This window comes from Salinibacterium sp. (assembly GCF_031364185.1).
Classification (GTDB): domain Bacteria; phylum Actinomycetota; class Actinomycetes; order Actinomycetales; family Microbacteriaceae; genus Rhodoglobus.
This window is the reverse complement of the sequence record NZ_JANLVV010000268.1, coordinates 1-24,254: the sequence shown is the minus strand read 5'-3', so window position 1 is coordinate 24,254 and position 24,254 is coordinate 1. Positions and strand designations below refer to the sequence as shown.

The following is a 24,254-nucleotide window of genomic DNA, read 5'->3' as shown; positions in this document are numbered from 1 at the left end:
GACGATGCGCTGGAAGCCCGCGCTGAACGCCTTCGCCATCACCTTCGCAGACCGCTGGCCGGCCGCGGAGACCTACTAAATGAGAACCGCCGGAAACACCGTTCATGAGATAGTCCCGAATCCGGGCCTGTCAGCCCGCCCCCGGTGCGTTCTGCAGGAGTTATGAACACCGCGGGTGAGTGCCGCCGCGAGGCGGCCGCGCTGAGTGCACAGATCCCGCTAGCGGTGGGCCAGCGTCGGCAGTCCCTCGTAAACTCGGGGAGTGACCCCCGCCCACTGTGCCCTATCCCACAGCGCCCCATCCCACAGTGCCCCATCCCAAAGTGCCCCCGCCGGCAGCGCCCCCTCCCGGAGCATTTTCGCCCTCGGCGTGCTCGAGAAGACCTTCGGTTACGACAGCTTCCGCGGCCAGCAGGCCGAGATCATCCAGACGGTGATCGATGGCGGCGACGCGCTCGTGCTGATGCCGACGGGCGGTGGCAAGTCGCTGTGCTACCAGATCCCGGCGCTCGTGCGCGAGGGCACGGGCATCGTGATCTCGCCCCTGATCGCCCTTATGCAGGACCAGGTGGATGCCCTCTCCGCGGTCGGCGCCCGGGCCGAGTTTTTGAACTCCACCCAATCGTCCGTTGAGCGGTCGCGCGTCGAGGCCGCGTTCCTCGCGGGCGAGCTCGACCTGCTGTATCTTGCGCCGGAGCGCCTGAGGGTCTCCTCCACGATCGAGTTGCTCGATCGCGGAAAGCTCGCCCTGTTCGCGATCGACGAGGCGCACTGCGTGTCACAGTGGGGGCACGACTTCAGGCCCGACTACTTGCAACTGTCTGTTCTGCATGAGCGGTGGCCGAGCATCCCGCGCATCGCCCTCACCGCGACGGCGACGGAGACCACCCGTCGCGAGATCGCCCAGCGACTCGACCTGGGCGACGCGAGGCAGTTCGTGTCGAGCTTCGACAGGCCCAATATCCAGTACCGCATCGAATCCAAGCAGCAGCCGATGCAGCAACTGCTCTCCCTGCTGACGAGCGAGCACTCTGGCGACGCCGGAATCGTCTACTGCCTCTCCCGCGCATCCGTCGAGAAGACGGCGGAATTTCTGGTGCAGAACGGCATCACGGCGCTGCCCTACCACGCCGGACTCGACTCGAGGGTGCGCTCATCGAACCAGAGCCGGTTCCTGCGCGAGGAGGGAATGGTGATGGTGGCGACCATCGCCTTCGGCATGGGCATCGATAAGCCCGATGTGCGGTTCGTCGCTCACCTCGACCTGCCCAAGAGCGTCGAGGGCTACTACCAGGAGACGGGTCGGGCCGGTCGCGATGGCCTTCCCGCGACGGCGTGGCTCGCCTATGGGCTTCAGGATGTCGTGCAGCAGCGCCGCATGATCGACCAGTCCGAGGGTGAGCTTGCCCACCGGCGAAATCTTACGGCCCATCTCGACGCGATGCTGGCGCTGTGTGAGACGATCCAGTGCCGGCGGGTGCAGTTGCTCGGCTATTTCGGGCAGTCGTACCTCGGCGACGCTGCATCCTCGGCGCGGGCGTCCGACAGCGACGCGATCCACCCGGCCACCTGCGGCAATTGCGACACCTGCCTCTCTCCGCCCGAAACCTGGGACGGCACAGTGCCCGCCCAGAAGCTGCTGTCGACCATCGTGCGACTGAAGCGCGAGCGAAACCAGAGCTTCGGCGCTGGCCACCTGATCGACATCCTCGTCGGAAAGCAGACTCCGCGGGTCGCGCAGCACGGTCACGATGCACTGGCGACCTGGGGTATCGGGCAGGATGTCAGCGACCAGGAGTGGCGAGGCGTCGTGCGGCAACTGCTGGCCCAGGGGCTGCTGGCGGTCGAAGGGGAGTACGGAATCCTGGTGCTGACCGAGGCCTCGGCCGGAGTGCTGGCCGGTTCGCGCTCAGTTCTGCTGCGGCGTGAAGCCCCCAAGCGGTCGAAGGCCGCGAAGAGAGCAGTCGCTTCCCAGTTGCCCGAGGCAGCGCTCGGGTTGTTCGAGGCGCTGCGCGTGTGGCGGTCCGCGGAGGCGCAGGCCCAGGGCGTCCCCGCCTACATTGTCTTTGGGGATGCCACGCTTCGGGGCATCTCGGTGACGAAACCTGGCTCGCTAGCCGAGCTGGCCACCATCAGCGGGGTGGGCGAGAAGAAACTTGAACAGTATGGTGAGGCGCTGCTCGCTGTCGTGGCATCCGGCGCATGATCACGCCTGCTCAGATAGAGTTCAAACCCGCCGTGCAGCTTACTGCTGGGCTGGGACCTGCTCTGCCTGCTGGGCCGCGATCTGTTCGTGGACGTCGTCCATATTGAGGGCGCGCACGGCCTGCACGACCTCATCGAGCGCCGGGGCCGGCAGCGCGCCGGGCTGGGAGAAGACAAGCACGCCATCGCGGAACGCCATCAGGGTGGGAATCGAGGTGATGCCCGCCGCTCCGGCCAGTTCGCGTTCGGTTTCGGTGTCGACCTTGCCGAAGGTGATGTCGGGGTTCGCTTCGCTCGCCGCTTCGAAGATGGGCGCGAACTGGCGGCATGGTCCACACCATTCCGCCCAGAAATCGACGAACGTGATGCCGTTTTGTGCGACGGTGTCGCCGAATGCTTCGGAGGTCAGGGTGACGGTTGCCATGATTCCACCCTACGTGTGCTGCACGGTCCGGATGTCCGCCACGAATACCCCCTACGGTATTATCGGTTCAGGAGGATCATCATGGTGACGGTGTTAGTGGTGGGCGGTGTTGCTGGCGGAATGTCAGCAGCGACCCGGCTGCGGCGGCTGGACGAATCGGCCAACATCGTGATATTCGAGCGTGGCCCCTACGTCTCATTTGCGAACTGCGGGCTGCCCTATTACGTCGGCGGCGTGATCGAGGAGCGGGGCAGCCTGCTGCTGCAGACCCCCGCCGTGCTGGCCGCGCGCTTCAGGCTCGACGTCCGGGTCTCGACCGAAGTCGTCGCCATCAACCGACCCGAGCGTACGGTCGAATTTCGCAATGTGCTCACCGGTGAGACCGGCACCGAGACGTACGACCATGTCGTGCTCGCTGCCGGAGCCATCGCGGTGCCCGTCGGCGGCCCGTCTTCCCGCGCGCTGAGCCTGCGAACAATCGATGATGTGGATGCGATCACGGCAGTGCTGGACGGTGCGGGCGACGCCCCGACCGCCGTCGTCGTTGGGGGCGGATTCATCGGGCTGGAGGCCGTTGACAACCTGGTGCGTCGCGGCATCCACACCTCCCTCATCCAGCGTGGAGGGCAGCTCTTCTCACCGCTGGATCACGAGATGTCGAACCTCGTACTTGCCGAAGTCCAGGCTCATGGAGTCGACGTATTTCTCGGCCGAACGGTCGCTGACATCACCGACGAGTCGGTGCTGCTCGACGACGGAACCGAGATCGACGCCGACCTGGTCATCGATGCGGCGGGGGTGCATCCGGCAGTCGACCTCGCGTCGGCGGCCGGCCTTCGTCTCGGCTCGACCGGCGGCATTGCCGTAGACGAACTGCACCACACCAGTGATCCGCGGATTTTCGCCGTCGGCGACGGTGTCGAGAAGACCGATGCCGTCGATGGGCACCCCACGCTCGTCACTATGGCGGGCCTGGCCAACCGGCACGGGCGGGCGGTCGCCGACGCCATAGCGGGCCAGCCGGCAGCCGCGATTCCTGCCCTGGGGACGGCCATCATCGGAGTGTTCGATAAGACGGTGGCCGTAGTGGGCTGGAGCGAGAAGAAGTTGGTCGCGGCCGGACGTGCGCATCGGGTCATCCACACGCATCCGGCGTCGCACGCAACGTACTATCCCGGCGCCGAGATTATGGCGATCAAGCTGCTGGTCGACCCCGCGAGAGACACCATCCTGGGCGCCCAGATCATCGGGGGCCACGGGGTCGATAAGCGCATCGATGTGATTGCCACGGCCATGAGTGCGGGGCTGACGGCATCGGCGCTCAAGGATCTCGAACTCGCCTACGCTCCGCAATACGGTTCGGCTAAGGACCCGATTAATCTCATCGGGTATGTGGCCGACAACCTTCGCCGGGCACCGGGCTCGTCGGTCCAGTGGCACGAACTGGCCGACAGGATGGCTGATGGCGCTGTTCTTGTCGATGTGCGGAGCCCGGCCGAGCATCGGGCGGGCCATATTCCGGGCGCGATCAGCATGCCGCTGGAGCAGCTTCGCAAACGCCACGGCGAGCTCGAAGGGCAGGCGCTGATCGTTCACTGTCAGGTGGGACAGCGAGGGCATACCGCGACAAGCATGCTCAGCCAGCTCGGTCACAACGTGAGGAATCTGGATGGCGGCTACGTGACATGGCTGGCGGCAACCCGGCCAGCGAAAGGACGCACCTCATGACCCTCGAGCCCAGCACCGACAACACTCGCAGGATAGCCAACCGACTGAGAAGAGCGCACGGCCAGTTGGGAGCGCTGATCAGCGCCGTCGAGAACGGTGGACATTGTCGTGACGTCATCACGCAGCTTTCCGCCGTTTCCAGTGCTCTGGATCGGGCAGGGTTTGCCATCGTGTCCGCGGCGATGAAGGATTGCCTGGCCGAGGGTGATGACAGCGAACTGTCGGTGGAGGAGTTGGAGAAACTCTTCCTCACGCTGTCCTGACGCTGTCGCAGCCTTGCGCTTCATCCTACAAATTCAAACTCTTCGGTTTGTAGAACGACTACAACGTGGTCGTCGCGCTCACGGCGCCCGGTTGGTGCCTCCCTACCGACTTCGTGCGGTCCGTCAGGGCCAGACGTACCGTTGGATGATGAGCCAGCTCACCGAAAGCCCCACCTCGCCTGCCAGCATCCCTGTCACGGAAACGCCCGCAGCGCCGAGTGTGCCGATTGCCCCCGCTGTCGATGTCGCCCTGCTCGGTGAGCAGCTGATGGGCCGCTGGGGTGACATCAGGCGCACCGCTCGCACTCTTAGTGCCCGAGCTGACATGAAGCGCGTCGAGGGCCAGTCGATGCTCGAGCATCGCGAACGAGTGATGGGTCAACTGCACGCCCTCGTCACGGAGAAGGCAGTTCATCGGGCCTTCCCGATCTCCGTTGGCGGCAACGAGAACCACGGCGGCAACATCGCCGGCTTCGAGGAGCTCGTTCTCGCAGACCCATCGCTTCAGATCAAGTCGGGCGTGCAGTGGGGCCTGTTCGGCGCCGCCGTCATGCACCTGGGCACCGAGTACCACCACAAGAAATACCTGCCCGGCATTATGAACCTCGAGATCCCCGGCGCGTTTGCGATGACCGAGACCGGTCATGGATCGGATGTGGCTGCCGTCGGCACCACGGCAACCTTCGACACCCACTCGGGTGAGTTCGTACTCAACACCCCGTTCCGCGCCGCGTGGAAGGACTACCTCGGCAACGCCGCCGTCGACGGCCGCGCCGCGGTGGTGTTCGCCCAGCTCATCACCCAGGGTGTCAACCATGGTGTGCACGCTTTCTTTGTGCCGCTCCGTGACGAGAACGGATTCCTGGCGGGCATCGGCGGGGAGGATGACGGTCTCAAGGGTGGGTTGAATGGCATCGACAACGGCCGGCTGCATTTCACCGACGTCCGCGTGCCTCGCGCCGACCTGCTTAACCGTTATGGCGATGTTGCCGAGGATGGCACGTACTCATCATCGATCGCGAGCTCGGGGCGACGGTTCTTCACGATGCTCGGAACCCTTGTGCAGGGTCGGGTGTCGCTCGATGGTGCGGCCGTCGTGGCGAGCAAGCTCGCGCTGACCATCGCGTTGACGTACGGGTCTGAGCGTCGGCAGTTCACGGCGGGCAGCGAGTCGAACGAGGAGGTCATCCTCGACTACCAGCGCCACCAGCGTCGGCTGCTTCCCCGACTCGCCACCACGTACGCGATGTCGTTCGCGCATGAGGTGTTCCTCGCGAAGTTTGATGGCGTCTTCAGCGGAGCGCATGACACCGATGCCGACCGCCAGGACCTGGAGACTATCGCTGCAGCACTCAAGCCGCTGAGTACCTGGGCCGCGCTTGACATCATCCAGGAGTCTCGCGAGGCGTGCGGTGGGCAGGGATTCCTGGTCGAGAACCGTCTCACCTCCCTACGCGCTGACCTCGACGTCTACGTCACCTTCGAGGGCGACAACAACGTTCTCCTGCAACTGGTCGCGAAGCGTTTGCTCACCGATTACAGCCGCAGGTTCGCCCACGCCGGCCCTGGGGTGATGGCCCAGTTCGTCGTCGACCAGGTCAACGAAGCAGCGATCAACCGCACCGGCCTCAGGAGTCTCGTGCAGAATGTGCGTGACTTCGGATCGACGGCACGGTCGGTCGGCAACATCCGGGATGAAGATTCGCAACGACAGCTGCTTACCGATCGCGTCCAGGCGATGGTTGCCGAGATTGCACAGCATTTGCGGCCCGCCTCGAAGCTGCCGAAGGTGGAAGCCGCCGCGCTGTTCAACAGCAACCAGAACGCGCTCATCGAAGCCGCGCGCGCCCACGGCGAGCTGCTGCAGTGGGAGGCGTTCACGGATGGCGTGCATGCCGTGGAGGATGAGGGAACGCGTCAGGTGCTGACCTGGCTACGCGACCTGTTCGGGCTTTCACTGATCGAGAAGAATGCCGCGTGGTATCTCATCCATGGCCGGATTTCGGGCCAGCGGGCATTGGCCATCACCTCCTACATCGACGACCGCCTGCTGCCCCGACTGCGTGAACACGCGCTCGATCTCGTAGCCGCATTCGAGTTCACGCCAGAACACATCGGCGCACCCATCGCTCTGGGAGTCGAGAAGCAGCGCCAGGAGGAAGCCCGCGACTACTACCGCGCGCAGCGAGAGGCAGGCGTTGCGCCTGTGGCGGAGAAAAACATCGGCAGGAGCGAGCGCGCTTAGGCTTGAGGCAATGATCAAGTTCTTCGCGCGTGCCTTTTTCGCCCCGGTCGCACGACTGGTGTTCCGCCCGCGAATCGTCGGAAAGAAAAATGTTCCCACCACGGGGGCGGTGCTGATTGCCAGCAACCACCTCTCCTTCCTCGACAGCGTGGTGGTGACCCTGGTCGCTCCACGGTCCATCTCGTTCCTGGCGAAAGCGGAATACTTCACGGGAACGGGCTTTAAGGGCTGGTTGTCTCGGGCGTTCTTCACCGGCATTGGGGCAATTCCCGTCGAGCGCGGCGCCGGTCATGCGGCCCAGGATGCCCTCGACAGCGGGCTCGGAGTACTTCAGGATGGCGGCGCCTTCGCGATCTACCCGGAAGGCACGCGCTCTCGCGACGGCAGGCTCTACCGCGGGCGCACCGGTGTAGCGTGGCTTGCTCTCACCGCGGGGGCCGTCGTGATACCGGTCGCTCTGACGGGCACCGAGAACCTCCAGCCGGCCGGATCCAAGCGGGTTCGGGTGGCCAGGGTCACGGTGGAGTTCGGGGCACCGATGGATCTGTCCGCCCACGGCCCCGCGACGTCGGGTCGCGCGCGTCGCACGGCTACGGATGACGTAATGGAGGCGATCCAGGCCATGAGCGGCCAGGAGTTCGCTCACGAATACAACGAGCCGCCGCCCGCGAACGTGGCCGAGCGAGTGCGCCGGGTCTTCCGCCGCCGAGGTCGCCACTAACCGTTTTGCTGGCTTCCAGCTCGGTCGCTACTTTCATCATTCAGGAGGTGGTGTGACTGCTGGGTCTGGAGGCCGCTGGCGGGATCACTTCAGCCCCTCTGGTCACTTCAGCCACATGACCTCCTGAATGATGAAAGGCTAACGGGGGCGGCGCGCGGCGAGACGGTGCCCATGAGGTGAGCCGAGGCGGAGGCTGGCGAGGAATCCGAGCGCGAGGAAGCCGGCGGCGGAGAACGCCGCGAATCGGGTCGAATCGCTGAAGGCGGCGCGGGCGTCTGCCGCGGCATCCGGCGACTGAGCGTCGAGGCCGGGAATGACGGTGCCCGCGGAGTCAACCACGGCAGTCACGATCTGGGCCTTCACACTGTCCGGGATGTCGCTGCGGTCGTCGAGCCGGGACGCCAGGCCGGCGCCGAGCGAGGTGAAGAGGATGGTCCCAAGGATGGCGATGCCGAGCGCGGAGCCGACCTGGCGAGCCGTCGACTGTGTGCCTGAACCCTGCCCGCTCTGCTCGATCGGCACATCCATCAGCACGACGCTGGTGAGCTGCGCCGTGGCACAACCGACTCCGAAGCCGTAGACGAAGAGCCCCGGAACTACCTGCCACCACTGCGCACCGGGAACGATCGCCACCGCAACCAGCAGCACGCCGGCGATTTCGGCGAGGATGCCCACCCTGACGATCAGGACTGGAGCGATCCGGTTGCCGAAGGCGCCAGCGAACCCGCTGGCCACGAACGAGCCGATGGCGAGCGCGAGAATCACCAGCCCGGTCTGCAGAGCGTCGTAGCCGAGCACGTTCTGCAGCCACAGCGGCAGCGACAGGATGATGCCGAACTCGCCGAGGGACACGATCATCGCCGCGATGTTGCCGTTGCGGAACGACGGAATGCGCAGCAGCCCGAACGCGAGCATCGTCGATTGGCCGGCTCGCTCACGCCGCAACCCCCACACGATGAAGGCGGCCAGCGCGAGAAGGGTCGCGAGGAACACGAAGGGAATCGGCGAGATATCGAGCGTCCAGAAGTCGGGTGGCGTGTCGCTGACGAACCAGCCGTACGTGCGGCCCTCGATAAGTCCGAAGACGAGGGAGGCGAAGAGCAACACAGACAGGAGGGCGCCGACCGCATCCACTCTCCTGGGTGTGCCTTCTTCACGTGATTCGAGGGCGAACACCATCACCCCGATGACGATGATGACGCCGAGGGGAACATTGATTCCAAATGCCCAGCGCCACGAGAAGTAGGTGGTGAGCCAGCCGCCGAGCAGTGGCCCGACGGCCGCCATTCCGCCGATGGTGGAGCCCCAGACCGCGAAGGCGATGGCCCGCTCTTTGCCTCGGAAGGTGGCGTTGATGATGGACAGCGATGCGGGCAGGATCATCGCCCCGCCGACCCCCTGCACCAGCCGTGAGGCGATCAGAAGCTCGCCGGTCTGCGACAGGGCAGCCAGGATCGACGCCAGAGAAAAGATCGTCACCCCGATCAGCAGCACGCGCCGGCGGCCGTAGCGGTCGGCGAGCGTGCCGAAGACGAGAAGCAGCGAGGCGAACACGAGCGTGTAACTTTCCTGCACCCACTGCACCTGCGTCGAGGTGATCCCCAGCTCGTCGACGACCGAGGGGATCGCGACGTTCACGATGGTCGAGTCGACAATGATCAGCGCCACGGCGACGCTGATAGCGACCAGGCCGACCCAGCGACTGCGGGCGGTCTGTGCCACTTCGGTCATATCGCTGCAACCTTGCCGTTGGTGACCCGGATGATGATGGTGACGACCACGATGATCACGGCGGCGATGATGGCCGCGATTCCGGCCGGAGTGGAGATGAGTTCGCCCGTGAGGCGCCCGACGGCGACCCAGGCGATGCCCCAGCTGAGCGATAGCGCCGGCGCGATTCGGCCGTGTCCGACGATGGCGAGCATCACCCCTACGGCAGAAGCGACGGCCAGCACGATGACGGCCCACAGGTCCGGCGACAGCCCGAAGCCGTCGAAGCCCGCCGCGGTGAAGACGGCCGCCGCATTAGCGGCAGTCGCGATACTCACCCAGCCGAGGTAAAGCCCAACGGTGCCGTCGGTCAGCAGCGCGTCGACGGGGCCGCTCGGGCGATGCTTCAGGCACAGCACGAACGCCCAGCCGAGCACCCCAAGCAGCAGCGCGATGATGGGCAGGCTCAGGGCCAGCAGATCCAACTGCACGCTGAGAAGCCAGGCCGCATTGAGAATGAGGGATGCCGCGATCCAATACCCGAGGCGACGATGCCGCTCGGCGCTCGACTGGCCGGGCAAGAACTGCCACACCGCGTACGCGATCAGCCCGAGGTAGATGACACTCCAGATCGAGAAGGCGGGAGTGTCGGGCGCGAGGGGGGTGGAGGTTGCGCTGAGGGCACCGTTCGCCGCATTCTGGATCCGTGTTCCGCCCGCCGCACCTGACCCGACATACGCTCCGATGACGGCAATGACCATGCTCGCCCCGACGGTGACCTGGCGAACGATGTCGCGTGTTTCCCTCATGACGACCTCCCGAGATGTTCGACTGACTGCCGTGAAAAGCTGGCCTACTGATTCACCGTAGTACTGCAGACCTCTCTGATGGTGAGCCTCTCGACAGTTGGCCCACTGCGTTGCTGTTGTCGACGGCGCGCGGACTTCGTGCGACGGGAGGCTGACCCACGGGATCGACGGCGGCAGCTGGTAGTTGGCGCGGCCCCGCGGTGCGGTAGTACGGTCGGAATATGACCTTCAACGACGACGCGCGCATCAACCCAGACAAGGTGTCGCGCCGAGGCAGAAACACTGGCGTCGCGGTGGGCGCCGGCGGCGGGCTGCTCGCGATCGGGCTGTTCATCGCCTCTCAGCTCCTCGGCATCGACCTCACCGGGCTCGCGGGCGGCGGCACCACTGACGGCACGCAGCAGCAGGGTGAAACGCTGAGCCAGTGCACCACCGGCGAGGCCGCAAACACCGATATCGACTGCAGGATCGCGGGCGCCGCAGACTCGCTCGACACCTACTGGGCGAAAGAACTGCCTGCCCTCGGCCAGAGCTACCGCCCCACCGAGGTCGTGCTTTTCACCGGGCAGACGGGCACCGGATGCGGCGGCGCGACCAGCGCGACCGGGCCGTTCTATTGCCCCGCCGACGAGCTCATCTACATCGACACCGCCTTCTACGACGATCTCCGTACCCGCTTTGGCTCGTCGGGTGGTCCGCTCGCGGAGATGTATGTGGTTGCTCATGAGTGGGGTCACCACATCCAGAACAGCACCGGGATCATGGAGGGTCTCAACCGCCAGGACACCGGCCCGGCCTCGGATTCCGTGCGCCTGGAGCTGCAGGCGGACTGCTTCGCGGGATCCTGGGTGGGGGCCGCATCCGAGATCAGGTCAGACTCCGGCGCGACGTTCCTCGATCCCGTGACGGACGCCCAAATCGCCGATGCCCTCAGCGCCGCCTCCGCGGTGGGCGACGATCGCATCCAGCAGTCGCAGGGCGGATCGGTCTCGCCCGAGTCGTGGACCCACGGTTCCAGCGAGGCTCGCCAGCGGTGGTTCACCGCGGGCCATACCGGTGGGCCGAGCGCGTGCAACACCTTCGAGGTGGCGAATCCATGATGGATGCCCGTCTCGATTCCGTGAACGTCGGCACCCTGCAGCCCAACCCGCACAAAGCCGACCTCTCCACCGGCATCAACAAGACCGCCAGACCCGGATCGTGGGAGGTTCGCCCACCCGGGCCGAAGCACGGCGGCCTCGGTAGTGGCGTGGTCGGCGACGTCATCGGTGACCCACGCCATCACGGGGGAGACTCGCAGGCGCTCTACGCGTTCGGTCGCGAAGATCTCGATGACTGGCAAACCCGGTTGGGGCGAGAACTGCCCAACGGCTTCTTCGGCGAGAATCTCACTACCGTTGGCCTCGATGTGAACGAGGCGCGGCTGGGCGAGATCTGGCGCATCGGCGACACTGTGGAGCTGCGTGTGACCACTCCAAGGATCCCGTGCTCCACCTTCCGCGGTTGGATGGGCGAGCGCGGTTGGGTGAAAACCTTCACGAAGGCGGCTCGACCGGGCGCCTATCTCAGCGTGGTGACGCCGGGGTTCATTTCTGCCGGGGATACGATCACGGTGATCCATCGACCGGAACATGAGATCACTGTCGCTCTCAGTTACCGGGCGACGACTCTGGAGCGCGAACTCCTGCCGCGACTTCTCGAAGCCGGGAATGACCTGCAGCCCGAATTGCGGGCGAAAATACTGCCCGCTTAATGGGAGAGACTACTCCGCGAAGGAGGGGACGATGCCGGGGAACGCCACAGCAGCGATCAGCGTGAGGGCGGTCAGGATGACCACCAGGCCAATGCCCGTGATGGCCAGAATCCCGAGAGCGCCGATGGTGCGAAAGAACATGCCTCAAACGTACCGTGTGTGGGACACGTCTTTTGGGGCCACCCACAGATTCGCGCACTCAGGCTTTTGTAAGGTGTCTCTGTGGACTTATCCCTGGACTTCTCTCCCGACCTGATCGTCGCCTTCCTCACCCTCTTCGTGTTGGAAATCGTGCTCGGCATCGATAACGTGATCTTCATCTCGATTCTCGCGAGCAAACTCCCCGCCGCACAGCAGGCGAAGGCCCGCAACCTTGGCCTGTCGCTCGCAATGATCACACGCATCGGCCTGTTGTTCGTTGCCTCGTGGATCATCACCCTCACGAACGACCTGTTTGCGCTTTTTGGGATGGGGTTCTCCGGTCGAGACCTGATCCTGATCGTCGGTGGGCTCTTCCTGATCTACAAGGCCGTGATCGAGATCCACAATAAGCTGGAGGGCGCCGAAGCTGATGAGTCAGCCCCCGGAAAGGCCGTCACCTTCGGCGCCGTCATCGCCCAGATTCTCCTGCTCGATATCGTGTTCTCGTTCGACTCGGTAATCACCGCCGTCGGCATGGTCGACAGCCTGCTGGTGATCGTCGTCGCGGTAGTGCTGTCGTTCGGTGTGATGCTCTTCTCGTCGAAGTACATCTTCGCTTTCGTCAATAAGCACCCCACAGTCAAGATGCTGGCGCTCGCCTTCCTGGTGCTGATCGGTGTCACCCTGGTCGCAGACGGCTTCGAAGTTCACATCGAAAAGGCGCTGATCTACGTTCCCATCGCGTTCGCGATCATCGTCGAGGTGCTCAACCTGAACTACAAGTCCCGCCAGGAGAAGAAGCGTGGCACGGCCCACGAATCCGTCAAGCTGCGCGAGACTTACCTCGAGGCAAACGATTCCGACTCTGTCGCGAAGCGCTAGCGGCGCACGCCTGGCCCGAAAAGAGTAACTCATGTCGTGGAGGAAGCGTGTCGAGCGCCTGCGGGTTTCCGCGGCGCACCTGCTCACCGGTCCGATCTTTCTCGAGGGTGATGCGCAGGAGCTCCTGGAACTGCTGCGGGCGGGCGCCCGGGATTCCGACATCGAGGTCTCGAGCAGCGCGTCGGCATCCACCGCCAAATCGCTTCCGGCGAGCATCGTGATACTGGCGATCGAAAGCGACGGCCGACGGTCATCCATCATGAAAGCGTCGTCGATGCTTCGCAACATGGAACGGGATGTCGCGCCCGACGCCATTCGCATTGTGGTGGTTCAGAGCGGCAGATCTCGCATCGCGCCCGCGCGACTGCAGCGCCTACTGGTGACCGAAATCCTTTTCGAGGTGACGATGGCGGTTCCGGGACCGCGATCCCGCCCCTCGTGGCGATCGTTTCGGGAGCGGATGGGCCTGGCCACCCTCGACGCCGCGGGCCTGCAGGTGCTGCGATTCGGGTGAGTGTGCCGGTAATTACAGGTCAATCGAGGGAGAAAAGTTGTTGAAGAGCATCAATCCAATTCTGTCGGGTGAGATCCTGCTGATCCTTGACCGGATGGGCCATGGCGATGAACTGGTCGTGGCCGACCGCAACTTTCCGGCACACTCTCTCGGGATCCCGGTCGTGGCCGCGAGAGGAGCCGGGGCGGCTGACGTTATCGCAGCGGTGCTATCTGTGTTCCCGCTCGACGACCACATCGCGACTCCGCTGGAACGTATGGGTGCGGCAGACGGGTCTGACACCCTGAACAGTGCCCACGAAGCGGTCCTGCATTCCGCGCGCGACGCCGGCTACCCCGAAACTCAGTATGGGGTGATCCCACGTTATGACTTTTACACCCGTGCTGCGACGGCGTTCGCCGTCATCACTACGACAGAAGTCGCGCCGTATTGCGATTTCATCATCACCAAGGGCGTCGTCTGACGCCAGCCGGCGTCCCCCCTAAGCATTCCGTAGCGGGGAACGCTACTGCTTTTCGAAGCCAGCACGCCGCTAGGCAGGCGTAAGGGACGAACCGACGAAGGTGTACTCCTCGATGGATGCATCGAGCATCTGCGCCCCGGAGCCCGGCTTCAGGGGGGCACGGTAGCGCCCCTTCTCGATCACGACCGGTTCTACGAAATGTTCGTGCAGGTGGTCGACGAACTCAATCATCCGGTCGGTCCTGGTCGCCGCTACCGCGATGAAGTCGAACATCGCCAGGTGTTGCACGGTCTCGCAGAGCCCTACTCCGCCAGCATGAGGGCAGACCGGCACGCCGAATTTCGCGGCGAGCAGCAGGATGGCGATATTCTCATTGACGCCGGCGACGCGCGCCGCGTCTATTTGAAGCACTTGCACACCGTCGGCCTGGAGAAATTGCTTGAACATGACGCGGTTCGCGCTGTGCTCGCCGGTGGCTACGGGGATGGGGGCTATCGCCCGCGCGATAGCGGCATGGGCCAGCACATCGTCGGGGCTGGTGGGCTCCTCCACCCAGGCCAGATCAAATGGGGCCAGACGGGCAATCCATTCGACGGCCGCGTCACGATCCCAGCGCTGGTTGGCATCGATCGCGATCCGAATATTTGGGCCTACCGCGGCCCGTGCGATCGACATTCTTTCGATGTCATCGTCGACGTTGGCGCCCACTTTTAACTTGATCTGGGTGAAGCCGTCGCGCACTGCCTCCTTGCACAGTCGCTCGAGCTTCTCGTTGGAGTATCCCAACCAGCCCGGGGTGGTGGTGTAGGCGGGAAATCCCTCGCTCAACAGGAGCCGCTCACGTTCGGCCCGCCCCCCTTCGGCAGCCTGCAGAATGGCGAGGGCCTCCTCCGGCGTGAGGGCGTCAGACAGGTATCGGAAGTCGATCAGGCCGACAATCTCAGCAGGGGTGAGGCGACCGAGTAATTGCCACAGGGGCACACCGGCGCGCTTGGCGCGCAAATCCCACGCCGCGTTGACGGCCGCTCCGATCGCCATATGCATGACGCCCTTCTCCGGGCCGAGCCAACGCAGCTGGGAGTCGTACACGAGTTCATGCCATAGGCCGCCCAGGTCTGACAGCATCGCCTCTATGTCACGCCCTAGGAAGTACGGCGCCAGCGACTGGATCGCCGCAACCTCCACGTCGTTTCCGCGACCGATGGTGAACACGAAGCCATGCCCCTCATGGCCGTCGTTGGCGTCGGTCACAATCCGCAGGTACGCCGCCGAATAGTCCGGGTCAGCATTCATGGCATCGGAACCATCCAATGATTCGGATGTCGGAAACCGCACGTCAGTGACGTCAAACTCTATGATGATGCTCAATTCAAACCCTCACGATCGCGTAAACACACAATAAACATCGGATGTATCGTTTGTCAAACAGGATGCGAAGCGGCTCGACCACACTTGCACGGGTGGGAAGAGTCGGGGATTCGGGCGTCTCCGACGCGGGTAATGCAATGACGTTTCTCATTTCCCGGCGCCGGTGAATGACACCCCGGCCACGATGTACTTTCGCAGCAGAATGAACGCAATGAGCGACGGCAGGATGGCGACGCACGCGGCAGCCATAAGAAGCGCCCACTCAGTCCCGTATAGGCCCGCTGTGGATGCCATTCGCAGCGGAAGCGTGAACAGGGAATCGCTCGTGAGGAAAATGAGCGGCGCGAAAAAATCGTTCCACGATGCGAGGAAGGTAAAGAGAGCAAGGGCTCCCATCGGGGCTTTCGCTTGCGGAAGAACAATCTGCCAAAAGAACTGCCAGGGGTTAGCCCCATCAAGCTCGGCGGCCTCATCCATCTCGCGGGGAAGCGACAAGAAGTACTGCCGCATCAGGAACACCCCGAAAGCGCTGTTGAGCGCGGCTGGGAGGATCAGGGGCCAGTACGTGTCGAGCAGGCCCACATAAGAAAAGCCGATGTACTCGGCAATGAGCCGCACCTGCACTGGCACCATGATGGTCATCAGGATGGCGAGAAACCACAACGTGCGCCCGACGAACTCGAGGCGGGCGAATGCGAATCCTGCCATCGATGACGTGATGACCGCCCCCACCGTTACCGGTACGGCGATCACAAGGCTGTTAACGAAACCTCGGCCGAGATCAAGCCGAGCAAAGGCATCCAGGTACGATGCGATCGTAGGATCCTTGGGCAATAGCCCGGCATCAGCATCAAAAACGTGATCTGCGGGTGTCAGTGACACCGAGATCATATAGATCAGTGGAAGCACCATGATAATCGCGCCAACGATCAGCGGGATGTGCGCCCTCGAGATTCGCGGAAGCCTGCGGTGCGTGGCAGTGGGGGAGCTGTCAGTCGCGGTCATAGGAAACCCATCGGGAGAGTCGGAACTGGATCAGGGTGAGTAGCAGGATCGCCACGAAAAGAAGGCATGAGATTGCTGCTGCTGGTCCGATCGCCGAATAGGTGAATGCTTGGCGGTAGAGCTCGAGCACCACGGTCGTTGTCGCGTTGCCCGGTCCACCTGAGGTGATGATGAAGGGTTCAACGAAAAACTGGAGAGAACCAATCACCGTAATCGTGATGACGAAGAAGAGTGTCGGCGAGATCAGCGGCAGTGTGATGAAAACGAGGCGCTTTAGGCCCGTCGCACCATCGAGTGCTGCGGCCTCGTTGATATGTGAAGGGACCGATTGGATGCCCGCGGTGAAGAGAATGATGGAGTTTCCGACGGTGGCCCAGACCACGATCAACACCAGCGTCGGCAGTGCCTGATCCGGCGAGGAATACCAGCGCAGGACCGGAAGCCCGATTCCCTCCAGCGCCTTATTTGCAAGGCCATAGTCGGGCTGGAAAACCAAAGCCCAGACAAGCGACGTCGCGGCAGTTGATGTGACGAGAGGCATGAAGTACGCGGTCTGGTAAACCGCTCGACCCCTGCGAACGCGCAGGAAAAGTAACGACACGGTCAGCGCCGCCACCACGACCGCTGGCACGTACATCAGGGTAAACACAACGGTATTGGTGGCCGCTTTGAGAAGCACGGGATCGCTCAGCTGGTTGAGGTAGTTTTCGAATCCCACCCAGTCGGATGTGCCGCCCAGACGAAAATTTGTGAAACTCAGCGCGATCGTGGCGAGCGTCGGCACTACCGTAAATAGCAGGAGTCCGACGAGTTGGGGCGCAAGAAAGAGGTACGCCCAACCGTTTTTTTGCCGGGAATTTCGGCGTCGACGCGCCTTGATCCCCGTTCGGGCTGTCGTCATCGACACGGCCATTTTTCTCCTCAGCGTGCAATCGAGCGCCGACACTCTTTGCTCATAAATCAACCTATTATCTTGTCATCCGATGATATAGCGTTACAGCAAAAGAGATCCGATTATCTCAAATGATCGACTGAATACCAAAACTCGCCTGAATCGTGGGGAAATAGGGAAATGTAGGTCCTACTAAGCTAAAAATCTGCCGGTGAGAACCTAAGAGGTGATCGACTTTTCACCAATATACATCTAATGTATAACTCGCGAGATCCACTAAGGCCGCAACCCGGCCCTGAACAGAGTTGTTTGGAGAATTTCATGAAGAGCCAAGAACGCGGTGTCGCCGTCCTTCACAGCGCGCAACTCTCACGCCGCACCCTTCTGAGGGGCGGAGTCGGACTCGGTGCGGCTGGTGCGCTGAGCGCCCTCCTCGCTGCATGCGCGGCACCAGCCTCACCCGCTGGCTCCCTCACCACGTTAAAGTTCGCCTATCTCGACGTTCTCAAGAACGACTACAAGGACTTGTTCGCAGCCAGTAAGAAAAGCGGCGGCCTCGGTATCGCCGTCGAGAATGTGCCTGGCGGATGGCCAGAGCTGGTCACCAGGATCAACGCTCTTCGCCAGACGGGCAAGGCCCCCGACCTCTCGGCGATGTCTGTCTCCCTCATCCCGGGAATGATCGCGAACGGCCAGTTAGAGGACATCGCGCCGTTCGCCAAGAATCTCGATCGGACGAAGTTTTCTGAGGCCAGCATCAACACCTATGTCGACGGGGATCACCTCTGGGCCTTGCCATCGAGCCAGTACACGCAGGTCATGTACTACAACAAGACCCTTCTCGATGCGGCTGGCATCGGCGAACCGCCAGCGAGTTGGGACTCTCCCTGGTCGTTCGAGGAATGGCGCGCTGCCGCAGAAGCTGCGACCTCCGGGGACGGCGAAGTGTATGGAGCCGCTATCGAGTTGCACCCCGAGCGCACATCGCAATACCTCTGGTCAAACGACGCGACATTCCTGAGCGACGACCTGACCTCCTATGAGATGGATAGCCCGGAAGCGATCGACACGTTCGAGTTCCTTGCCAAGATGTTCAAAGACGGCCTGGTTCCGCCGGAAAGTCTGCTCACCACGGTGCCGCTGATGGACATGTTCACCTCGGGTCGCCTGGCGACGATGGTAAACGGTGCGTGGGCGATGGCCGGCGCATCCGCGATCTCCGATTTTGAGTGGGGAGTGACTCCTGCGCCCTCAGGGTCGACGGGCAAGTCTTACACTCCGGTGTGGGTAGATGGCTGGCTCATGCCAGAGGGTGGAAAGAATGGCGAGGCCGCGTTCACCGCACTTGAGTACTTTGAGAGCCCCGAGGCGTGGAACCTGCTTCTCGCTGCGAATGTCGGAGGCATTCCCCCTCTGCTCAGCGTGCTCGAGGAGAATAAGGCCACCATGTTCCCGGGCCTATCCGGCGAGCGCAAGGGCGTGTGGTTCGACTCGATCGACCACACCAGAAAGTACGGCTTCCCGGTCAACTACGCGCAGATATCCAACGCCGTAGCCCAGCAGCTCTCCCTTGTCTCGACCGGTGACGTCTCAGCGGCGGAGGCGCTCAAGGGCCTGAAAGACCCCGTGGAGGCGCTATTGCGCCAGGCTTGATGAGACCTTTCGCTTCATACTGACACTGCTCTCCGTGTGGCGTCGACAGACAAAGTGTGTTCGTCGGCGCCGCCTATTTTTCAAAGGATCCATCAATGATCGACCGCATGTCAGATGATTTCGGGCTCGCTCGGCCCTCCCACTTGAAGAGTCGCTCGATCAGCGCGGAAAATCCCACTGGCCTGCCCGGGCAGGGCGCGCGGGCCACCCAGGGCACCGGCGAGGAGCAATCGCGCGACCTCGGCCAGGGCTGGAAAGTAAGCCCCAGCATCGTGTTGCCAGCTGGCTCAGTCACCGAGCTTGCGGCGATCAACGGCAGCGGGATCATCCAGCACATCTGGGCAGCGGTTCGCCCCGAATGGTGGCGTCGGCTGATCATTCGTTTCTATTGGGATGGCGCCGATGAGGCATCGATTGAGCTGCCGATTGGTGATCTGTTCGGGCTGGGCTGGGACGTCTTCACGCTGTTCTCGTCGCGGCACGTCATGACGGCCCCCTACTGCGGCTTGAATTCGTTCTGGCCAATGCCGTTCCACAAGTCCGCCCGCATCACCATCGAGAACATCGCACAAGAGGACACGTTTCTTTACTATTACGTCGATTTTGGCGCGGGAGACATCCCCGAGGACTCGATGTATCTGCATGCCACATGGAACCGCAGCAACCCGGTCGCCGATGGCATCCACACACTTCTGGATGTGGAGGCCCAGGGAAAATATGTCGGCACTTTCCTCGCCGTTGGCGTCAATCATCCCGGGTGGTGGGGTGAGGGCGAGGTCAAATTCTTCATCGATGATGACGATGAGTTCCCCACCATTGCCGGCACCGGCACCGAGGACTATTTCGGTGGAGCCTGGAATTTCGAACTTCCGGAGGGGGGCTACACCGAGTATCACGGTGATCGAATGGGGATGCACCAGGTCATCAAGCCCGATGGGCTATACCAGAGCCAGACCCGGTTCGGCATGTTTCGATGGCACCTCAACGATGCGGTCTCCTTCGAATCGTCTCTTAGGGTGACGGTGCAGGATTTGGGGTGGATGCCCGACGGTCGCTACCTCGTGCGCAAGGACGATATCGCGTCAACAGCGTTCTGGTTCGCAACCGAACCTCATGCCTCGGGGACTACCGGTCTCAGCTATGAGAACCTCCTGGTGGGTTCCCGACCGTAGGGGGTTGATGCTGGTGGCTCCGACGGGCGTCGATCCCGTGACCTCACGATTTTCAGTCGCCATCAGACCCCCGGCGGCAAGCCGGAGGCGCGGCAGATGTAAGCAATTGCGGCACATTTGACTGCCAGTGAGCCTTCTAGGCTGACTGCGGTCGCTCCTCGATTGTGGGCAGGACGTGGGCACGGGCATTCATCTGCGAGGGGTGATGTCCCACGAGACGACCTGATCGAACATCGCCAGCAGCGGTCCGAAGTCCTGGCCCTCGGCAGCGGCACGGCACGCCGCGTCGTTTGTGGCGCCCTCTACAGAGCGCCAGTCCAGCTGCCAGCCGGCGTCGCGCGCCACCCGGTTCCAGAGCTCCCGTTGCGTTCGGCCATTGCCCTCGCGGAAGGGGTGGACATAGTTCCATTGGTCGTAATGGTGGCTGAGACGGTCGATGAACTGGTCTCGACTCATCCCGCGGAGCATTCCGTCTTGGCGCAGCTCGTCGGCAGCAAACAGGGAGCCACGGTCGATCGCTGACACCGACAGAAAGTGCTCGGCGCCATCGACGTTCTTCCTCAAGTCGACGGTCCTGATTTCTCCGGCCCACGCGTAGACGTCCTGAAACAGATGACGGTGGATAGCTCGGAACTCATCGAGATCCCCGGTAGAGCGAACGGGATAATCCCGAAGTTGAAGTGCTCGCGCAACCACGAGTGCGCCTTCGGCGGCATCGAGTTCGGGGTTCGTCCGAGCGCCGACAAGATTGCGGAGTAGCCCGGTGTCGGGGTCGAGGTAGGGGTCGACTACTTCAGGCAAGGCGGTAGCGGGCTTGAGTGCGCGCCACTAGCTCGTCGGAATCGATGCGACCGGCGACATACTCTTCCGCGTCAGCACGGGTGGCCGGGTCTACGTGCAGACCCTCCATCTCGCCACTGTGCTCGGCCTGCTCAAGGGCGAAACGACGTGCACGCTCCGCGGGAGCAAGCTTGGTCTGGATGGTGTTCGACATGGTTACTCCCTCCTTGGATTGGCCCGCCTTAAGTCTACCTGTGACGACGGGCATCGCTAGGGATCGCCGGATACAAGCCTGGCGCGGCACGTTCCCGGTGGTTCACGTCGGAGCACGCCTAAGTGATTAATCGAGTTTTCCTTGACATCAGCGAGGGGTGGGGTGACGATGGAGGTTCAGGCCGACGACTTGCTGGCTCCCGACTGAATCTCGATTCGAAGGGGATAGCCATACTTCATTCTCGATTGATCGCGCGAGCCAGTGCCGTCGTATTGGCGGCCGCCAGCTTGGGTGCCGCCGCAACTACCGCAGCTACGGCCGCGCCGAGCGACTGTCCCACCAACGCAGTCTGCATCTACGACAACGCCAATTATGGCGCCCAGCTGGGTTGGCGCACGGGTGGGTTCGGTCTTCAGGACGTCAGCGCTGGCAACAACGACAAGATGAGCTCATGGGCGAACAACAGCGTCTACAACGCGTGCTGGTATGGGAGCACGCTTGGCTCGGGATCCGCGTGTCAGATGAACCAGTACAGCCAAAATCCGGATATCGGCTGGCCGTACGGTGATTCGATGACGAGCGGGAAAGGCTCAAGCTGCTGATCGACTCACCCGCGATCGAACTGCGTGACGTCTGCGTCTCGTTTCGAGACGCAGAGGAGATCGTTCAGGCGGTCGATCACGTGGACTTGCTCGTCCACGCAGGGGATTTCCTTCTCCTGCGTGGCGCGAGCGGGTCAGGAAAATCGACTTTACTCAATGTAATCGGTGGCCTCCAACCGCTCGACTCCGGCGAGGTGCTCGTCGCGGGCACTGACGTTGCTTCTGCCGACGATGACACACTCGCGCGGCTTCGGCTGGAGCACGTGGGCGTTGTATTTCAGGAGAACAACCTCATCCGAGAGTTCGACGCTTCGGAGAACGTGCAGTTGCCACTGCGGGCTCGCGGGTTCTCCGGGTCTGCCGCTCTGGAGGATGCCAAAACAATGCTGGGCAGCGTGGGCTTGGGGGAGCTAGCACGGCGAATGCCATCACAACTCTCCGGCGGTCAGCGTCAACGCGTCGGGATTGCCCGAGCATTGGTAGGGGGGCGTTCTGTTCTTCTCGCGGACGAGCCCACAGGTGCTCTGGACTCGAAAAATTCCCTCGCCATCTTTCGACTGCTGCGCACGCTCGCAGATGACGGCGTGTGCGTCGTCGTGGCTTCACACGACCGTGCCGCGGAGCGGTTCGCGAGTCGGATGGCGCAGATGAGCGACGGATCACTGTCGCTCGAGCCGTCGTCATGAGCCGCGCAGGCTTTCCGGTTGGCGAGCTCTCCCGATTCTTTCTTCGGGCATGGCAATTACGCTTCGTTGTAGTTCTCATGGCGGCCACGCTGCTCGGTGTTGTTGCAGCGAGCAGCGTCGCAGACGCGCTCGAGCTGTCGCCGCAGCAGCGCGCGGATGCCGCTATGGGCACCGCCGATGCGCGCCTCCAACTGCCAGGTTCGGCGCCGCTAGGCACCGACGGTTCCGCGCTGGACGATCTACTCCGTGGGGCTGTTCTCTCAGCTGGCGGACTTGAGCCTACGATCGACTACGTCGCATCCGGTATTCGGGCAGACAATTCGGATGAAACTTCCTATGCCCTTGAGGAAATCCAATCTGAGAAGTCCGTGGAGGCCAGGCTTCAGCTTCTATCCGGACGTTGGCCGATCGAAGTAGCAGAGGGCCTCGTATCGGAGGCTTCAGCAGCCCTGTGGCCGGTAGGCAGCGAGGTTCACTTCTTCAATGGTGCACTGAGCATTCAGATCGTCGGGACCTTCCGAAACTCATTCAATACGGAAGTACGCGAGTTTCTCGTACCCCCAGGAACATGGTCATCTTTAGCGATAATCAGCGATGACCTCGCCAATCGGCTAGATCAAAGCGCGGGCAGGGTGCTCGCCTGGCACGGTGGTGGGGATGCGACTGCAATTCTCACCGCTGTTGTCAACATTGCCGAGAGCTATCCCTCGCTGCGAGAGTCTTTGGACACATCGAGTGACGTTTCCGTAGAGACGCGAACTTCGATTGAGAGCAGCGAACCAGCCAAAAACGTGCCTTTCCTCTTCGCCCTGATCGCAGCTCCCATAGTCGCGGGATTGTTGTCTGCGATCATTGCTGGCGCCTTCACAAGGCGTGTGCGCACGGCGATGTGGACGATCGGCGTCCCTTACCGGCATACACGAATTGCGGCTGCATTAGCTGTTTTAGGGGCGGGGGCTGCAGGCGCGGCTCTCGGGACCGGAATCGGGGTTGTTGGGGGGATTTTCATCCGTCCGTTACTTGTTCTCGTTTCCACGCAGGAACTCAGCCCGATCTCATCCAGCTATGTGGTTTTCGTCTCGGTGCCCCTCGCCCTCGCCGGCCTGGGCGTCGGCGTCGCTTCTAGCGACCTCGCGCTCCGACGAAAGATTCACCCCGACATTTCCCAAGAGCGAGCGTGGGATCGCGTCCTGTACCGCGTAGTTGGGGCAGTCCTTCTTGCAAGTCTCGGCATCTTCATCGGAAGCGACACGGTGACAATCGCCAGCATGTCGGTGGCAGCGATAGCGATAGGCATGGCTGTAACGATCGTGGTCGTGCCACTTTGCCTGAGCATTCTGAGCAAGCTCTCGCCAAGATCCTTCGCGAGCCGTCTGGCGATACGCAAGCTCGCTCAAGAACGGCGATCCGCTTCCGTTACTCTGACGGTTCTCGCGGGGCTTCTTGTCCTCGAAAGCACGCTCGCGCTCATGGTCTCAAGTCTCGTCACAGAGCTGAACGACAACACAGAGTCTGCCGTGAAAACAGGGCAAGTCGTCTTCGAGCCGCTGCTTAAGGATCAGGCCTCAGCGGAGACGGCGAGGGCCCAATTTGAGGATGTGCTGGGGGTGAATAGTCCGATTGTGGTGCTAACGGTCGGGATGGGGAATGACCGCCGCGACGGCGCTACGAAGGTCGTTGAGAGTGCGGAGGACCTCGAGCGCGTACTCGGCCTGAAACTAACTGCTGAGCAGAGATCGTTCTTTAAAGCGGGTGGAACGTTGCTTACCAAGCCATTCGCCGGGAACTCGGTTTCGTTTCCTCCCACGGCTGGGTTCAGTGGCGTCAGTTTTGATGCCCTCGTAATTGCGGGGATCGACCCGAGCTTCAGGAACATCGACGGCTGTTATGTCTCAGGACATCGGTGACAGTTCTGCCTCAGGACATCGGTGACGGTTTGGCGCGTTTTGGTGGTGACACTTTCCGCGGATTGTTGGGGGATGAGCCATGTTGAGCCTGTTGAAGCCCGTGTCCGTCTCGCGATC

The 24,254-nt window shown here is 62.7% G+C and carries 24 protein-coding genes; 15 read left to right on the top strand and 9 right to left on the bottom strand.

What is annotated here, in order from left to right:
• The first annotated feature begins 355 nt into the window (after positions 1-355).
• Positions 356-2,206, top strand: coding sequence for a DNA helicase RecQ (gene recQ / locus RMN95_RS11905; protein ID WP_309617127.1), 1,851 nt, complete (start codon positions 356-358; stop codon positions 2,204-2,206).
• A gap of 39 nt (positions 2,207-2,245) precedes the next feature.
• Here the strand turns inward: recQ and RMN95_RS11900 are convergent, their stop codons facing one another.
• Complete coding sequence (locus RMN95_RS11900) at positions 2,246-2,629, bottom strand: thioredoxin domain-containing protein (protein ID WP_309617125.1); 384 nt, start codon at positions 2,627-2,629, stop codon at positions 2,246-2,248.
• An 81-nt stretch (positions 2,630-2,710) separates the two neighbouring features.
• On the opposite strand from RMN95_RS11900, the gene RMN95_RS11895 reads away from it, so the two are divergent.
• The 4 genes from RMN95_RS11895 to RMN95_RS11880 all read left to right on the top strand — a co-directional run bounded on the left by RMN95_RS11895 (position 2,711) and on the right by RMN95_RS11880 (position 7,586).
• On the top strand, positions 2,711-4,357 hold the full coding sequence (locus RMN95_RS11895; protein ID WP_397545288.1) for an FAD-dependent oxidoreductase: 1,647 nt from the start codon (positions 2,711-2,713) through the stop codon (positions 4,355-4,357).
• Complete coding sequence (locus RMN95_RS11890) at positions 4,354-4,620, top strand: metal-sensitive transcriptional regulator (RefSeq protein ID WP_309617124.1); 267 nt, start codon at positions 4,354-4,356, stop codon at positions 4,618-4,620. Before RMN95_RS11895 ends, RMN95_RS11890 begins: the two co-directional genes overlap by 4 nt.
• 148 nt (positions 4,621-4,768) lie before the next feature.
• A complete protein-coding gene (locus RMN95_RS11885; RefSeq protein ID WP_309617123.1) occupies positions 4,769-6,865 on the top strand; it encodes an acyl-CoA dehydrogenase in 2,097 nt (698 codons plus the stop codon).
• 10 nt (positions 6,866-6,875) lie between these two features.
• Positions 6,876-7,586 carry a lysophospholipid acyltransferase family protein gene (locus tag RMN95_RS11880; RefSeq protein ID WP_309617122.1) on the top strand — a complete coding sequence of 237 codons (711 nt, stop codon included), beginning with the start codon at positions 6,876-6,878 and terminating at the stop codon, positions 7,584-7,586.
• A gap of 138 nt (positions 7,587-7,724) precedes the next feature.
• Here the strand turns inward: RMN95_RS11880 and RMN95_RS11875 are convergent, their stop codons facing one another.
• Positions 7,725-9,317 (bottom strand): DHA2 family efflux MFS transporter permease subunit, encoded by a 1,593-nt coding sequence (locus RMN95_RS11875; protein ID WP_309617121.1) that lies wholly within the window; start codon positions 9,315-9,317, stop codon positions 7,725-7,727.
• On the bottom strand, positions 9,314-10,105 hold the full coding sequence (locus tag RMN95_RS11870) for a tryptophan-rich sensory protein (RefSeq protein ID WP_309617120.1): 792 nt from the start codon (positions 10,103-10,105) through the stop codon (positions 9,314-9,316). The genes RMN95_RS11875 and RMN95_RS11870 overlap by 4 nt, the downstream gene beginning before the upstream one ends.
• A 221-nt stretch (positions 10,106-10,326) precedes the next feature.
• On the opposite strand from RMN95_RS11870, the gene RMN95_RS11865 reads away from it, so the two are divergent.
• Together RMN95_RS11865 and RMN95_RS11860 are read left to right on the top strand one after the other, a co-directional pair.
• Positions 10,327-11,205, top strand: a complete 879-nt coding sequence (locus RMN95_RS11865) for a neutral zinc metallopeptidase (protein ID WP_309617119.1) — start codon at positions 10,327-10,329, stop codon at positions 11,203-11,205.
• Positions 11,202-11,858 carry an MOSC domain-containing protein gene (locus tag RMN95_RS11860; RefSeq protein ID WP_309617118.1) on the top strand — a complete coding sequence of 219 codons (657 nt, stop codon included), beginning with the start codon at positions 11,202-11,204 and terminating at the stop codon, positions 11,856-11,858. The genes RMN95_RS11865 and RMN95_RS11860 overlap by 4 nt, the downstream gene beginning before the upstream one ends.
• 9 nt (positions 11,859-11,867) lie before the next feature.
• On the opposite strand, the gene RMN95_RS11855 is transcribed toward RMN95_RS11860, so the two are convergent.
• Positions 11,868-11,999 carry a hypothetical protein gene (locus RMN95_RS11855; protein ID WP_309617117.1) on the bottom strand — a complete coding sequence of 44 codons (132 nt, stop codon included), beginning with the start codon at positions 11,997-11,999 and terminating at the stop codon, positions 11,868-11,870.
• An 81-nt stretch (positions 12,000-12,080) separates the two neighbouring features.
• Here RMN95_RS11855 and RMN95_RS11850 point away from each other — a divergent pair, with 81 nt between their 5' ends.
• From RMN95_RS11850 to RMN95_RS11840, 3 genes are read left to right on the top strand one after another with little or no spacing between them, the layout of a single operon-like run.
• Positions 12,081-12,881: a TerC family protein gene (locus tag RMN95_RS11850; protein WP_309617116.1), complete on the top strand. Its 801-nt coding sequence runs from the start codon at positions 12,081-12,083 to the stop codon at positions 12,879-12,881.
• Positions 12,882-12,912: 31 nt separating this feature from the next.
• On the top strand, positions 12,913-13,395 hold the full coding sequence (locus RMN95_RS11845; RefSeq protein ID WP_309617115.1) for a hypothetical protein: 483 nt from the start codon (positions 12,913-12,915) through the stop codon (positions 13,393-13,395).
• A 40-nt stretch (positions 13,396-13,435) separates the two neighbouring features.
• Positions 13,436-13,858, top strand: a complete 423-nt coding sequence (locus RMN95_RS11840; protein WP_309617114.1) for an RbsD/FucU domain-containing protein — start codon at positions 13,436-13,438, stop codon at positions 13,856-13,858.
• A gap of 69 nt (positions 13,859-13,927) precedes the next feature.
• Here the strand turns inward: RMN95_RS11840 and RMN95_RS11835 are convergent, their stop codons facing one another.
• From RMN95_RS11835 to RMN95_RS11825, 3 genes are all read right to left on the bottom strand, one after another.
• Positions 13,928-15,226, bottom strand: a complete 1,299-nt coding sequence (locus RMN95_RS11835) for an enolase C-terminal domain-like protein (protein ID WP_309617113.1) — start codon at positions 15,224-15,226, stop codon at positions 13,928-13,930.
• Between the two features lie 147 nt (positions 15,227-15,373).
• Complete coding sequence (locus tag RMN95_RS11830; protein ID WP_309617112.1) at positions 15,374-16,231, bottom strand: carbohydrate ABC transporter permease; 858 nt, start codon at positions 16,229-16,231, stop codon at positions 15,374-15,376.
• Positions 16,218-17,132 (bottom strand): sugar ABC transporter permease, encoded by a 915-nt coding sequence (locus tag RMN95_RS11825; RefSeq protein WP_309617111.1) that lies wholly within the window; start codon positions 17,130-17,132, stop codon positions 16,218-16,220. Before RMN95_RS11825 ends, RMN95_RS11830 begins: the two co-directional genes overlap by 14 nt.
• Positions 17,133-17,444: 312 nt before the next feature.
• Here RMN95_RS11825 and RMN95_RS11820 point away from each other — a divergent pair, with 312 nt between their 5' ends.
• Positions 17,445-18,776 (top strand): sugar ABC transporter substrate-binding protein, encoded by a 1,332-nt coding sequence (locus tag RMN95_RS11820; protein ID WP_309617110.1) that lies wholly within the window; start codon positions 17,445-17,447, stop codon positions 18,774-18,776.
• A gap of 95 nt (positions 18,777-18,871) precedes the next feature.
• Entirely contained in the window at positions 18,872-19,948 is a 1,077-nt protein-coding gene (locus RMN95_RS11815; protein WP_309617109.1) for a glycoside hydrolase family 172 protein, read from the top strand.
• A gap of 189 nt (positions 19,949-20,137) precedes the next feature.
• Here RMN95_RS11815 and RMN95_RS11810 read toward each other — a convergent pair whose 3' ends face one another.
• Both RMN95_RS11810 and RMN95_RS11805 read right to left on the bottom strand, forming a co-directional pair.
• The gene (locus tag RMN95_RS11810; protein WP_309617108.1) at positions 20,138-20,749 is read right to left on the bottom strand and encodes a Fic family protein; all 612 of its coding nucleotides are present in this window, start codon (positions 20,747-20,749) and stop codon (positions 20,138-20,140) included.
• Positions 20,742-20,942, bottom strand: a complete 201-nt coding sequence (locus tag RMN95_RS11805; RefSeq protein ID WP_309617107.1) for a hypothetical protein — start codon at positions 20,940-20,942, stop codon at positions 20,742-20,744. Before RMN95_RS11805 ends, RMN95_RS11810 begins: the two co-directional genes overlap by 8 nt.
• 122 nt (positions 20,943-21,064) lie before the next feature.
• Between RMN95_RS11805 and RMN95_RS11800 the strand changes: the two genes are divergently transcribed.
• From RMN95_RS11800 to RMN95_RS11790, 3 genes are all read left to right on the top strand, one after another.
• Entirely contained in the window at positions 21,065-21,544 is a 480-nt protein-coding gene (locus tag RMN95_RS11800) for a peptidase inhibitor family I36 protein (RefSeq protein WP_309617106.1), read from the top strand.
• 80 nt (positions 21,545-21,624) lie between these two features.
• A complete protein-coding gene (locus RMN95_RS11795; protein ID WP_309617105.1) occupies positions 21,625-22,230 on the top strand; it encodes an ABC transporter ATP-binding protein in 606 nt (201 codons plus the stop codon).
• A complete protein-coding gene (locus RMN95_RS11790; protein WP_309617104.1) occupies positions 22,227-24,137 on the top strand; it encodes a hypothetical protein in 1,911 nt (636 codons plus the stop codon). The genes RMN95_RS11795 and RMN95_RS11790 overlap by 4 nt, the downstream gene beginning before the upstream one ends.
• Positions 24,138-24,254: the final 117 nt, after the last annotated feature.

Excerpts from the sequence above, each read along its gene's own strand:
- RMN95_RS11900 (WP_309617125.1), bottom strand. The coding sequence starts at position 2,629 with ATGGCAACCGTCACCCTGACCTCCGAAGCATTCGGCGACACCGTCGCA.
- RMN95_RS11895 (WP_397545288.1), top strand. The coding sequence starts at position 2,711 with ATGGTGACGGTGTTAGTGGTGGGCGGTGTTGCTGGCGGAATGTCAGCA.
- RMN95_RS11890 (WP_309617124.1), top strand. The coding sequence starts at position 4,354 with ATGACCCTCGAGCCCAGCACCGACAACACTCGCAGGATAGCCAACCGA.
- RMN95_RS11885 (WP_309617123.1), top strand. The coding sequence starts at position 4,769 with ATGAGCCAGCTCACCGAAAGCCCCACCTCGCCTGCCAGCATCCCTGTC.
- RMN95_RS11880 (WP_309617122.1), top strand. The coding sequence starts at position 6,876 with ATGATCAAGTTCTTCGCGCGTGCCTTTTTCGCCCCGGTCGCACGACTG.
- RMN95_RS11875 (WP_309617121.1), bottom strand. The coding sequence starts at position 9,317 with ATGACCGAAGTGGCACAGACCGCCCGCAGTCGCTGGGTCGGCCTGGTC.
- RMN95_RS11870 (WP_309617120.1), bottom strand. The coding sequence starts at position 10,105 with ATGAGGGAAACACGCGACATCGTTCGCCAGGTCACCGTCGGGGCGAGC.
- RMN95_RS11865 (WP_309617119.1), top strand. The coding sequence starts at position 10,327 with ATGACCTTCAACGACGACGCGCGCATCAACCCAGACAAGGTGTCGCGC.
- RMN95_RS11860 (WP_309617118.1), top strand. The coding sequence starts at position 11,202 with ATGATGGATGCCCGTCTCGATTCCGTGAACGTCGGCACCCTGCAGCCC.
- RMN95_RS11855 (WP_309617117.1), bottom strand. The coding sequence starts at position 11,999 with ATGTTCTTTCGCACCATCGGCGCTCTCGGGATTCTGGCCATCACGGGC.
- RMN95_RS11845 (WP_309617115.1), top strand. The coding sequence starts at position 12,913 with ATGTCGTGGAGGAAGCGTGTCGAGCGCCTGCGGGTTTCCGCGGCGCAC.
- RMN95_RS11830 (WP_309617112.1), bottom strand. The coding sequence starts at position 16,231 with ATGACCGCGACTGACAGCTCCCCCACTGCCACGCACCGCAGGCTTCCG.
- RMN95_RS11825 (WP_309617111.1), bottom strand. The coding sequence starts at position 17,132 with ATGACGACAGCCCGAACGGGGATCAAGGCGCGTCGACGCCGAAATTCC.
- RMN95_RS11820 (WP_309617110.1), top strand. The coding sequence starts at position 17,445 with ATGAAGAGCCAAGAACGCGGTGTCGCCGTCCTTCACAGCGCGCAACTC.
- RMN95_RS11815 (WP_309617109.1), top strand. The coding sequence starts at position 18,872 with ATGATCGACCGCATGTCAGATGATTTCGGGCTCGCTCGGCCCTCCCAC.
- RMN95_RS11805 (WP_309617107.1), bottom strand. The coding sequence starts at position 20,942 with ATGTCGAACACCATCCAGACCAAGCTTGCTCCCGCGGAGCGTGCACGT.
- RMN95_RS11790 (WP_309617104.1), top strand. The coding sequence starts at position 22,227 with ATGAGCCGCGCAGGCTTTCCGGTTGGCGAGCTCTCCCGATTCTTTCTT.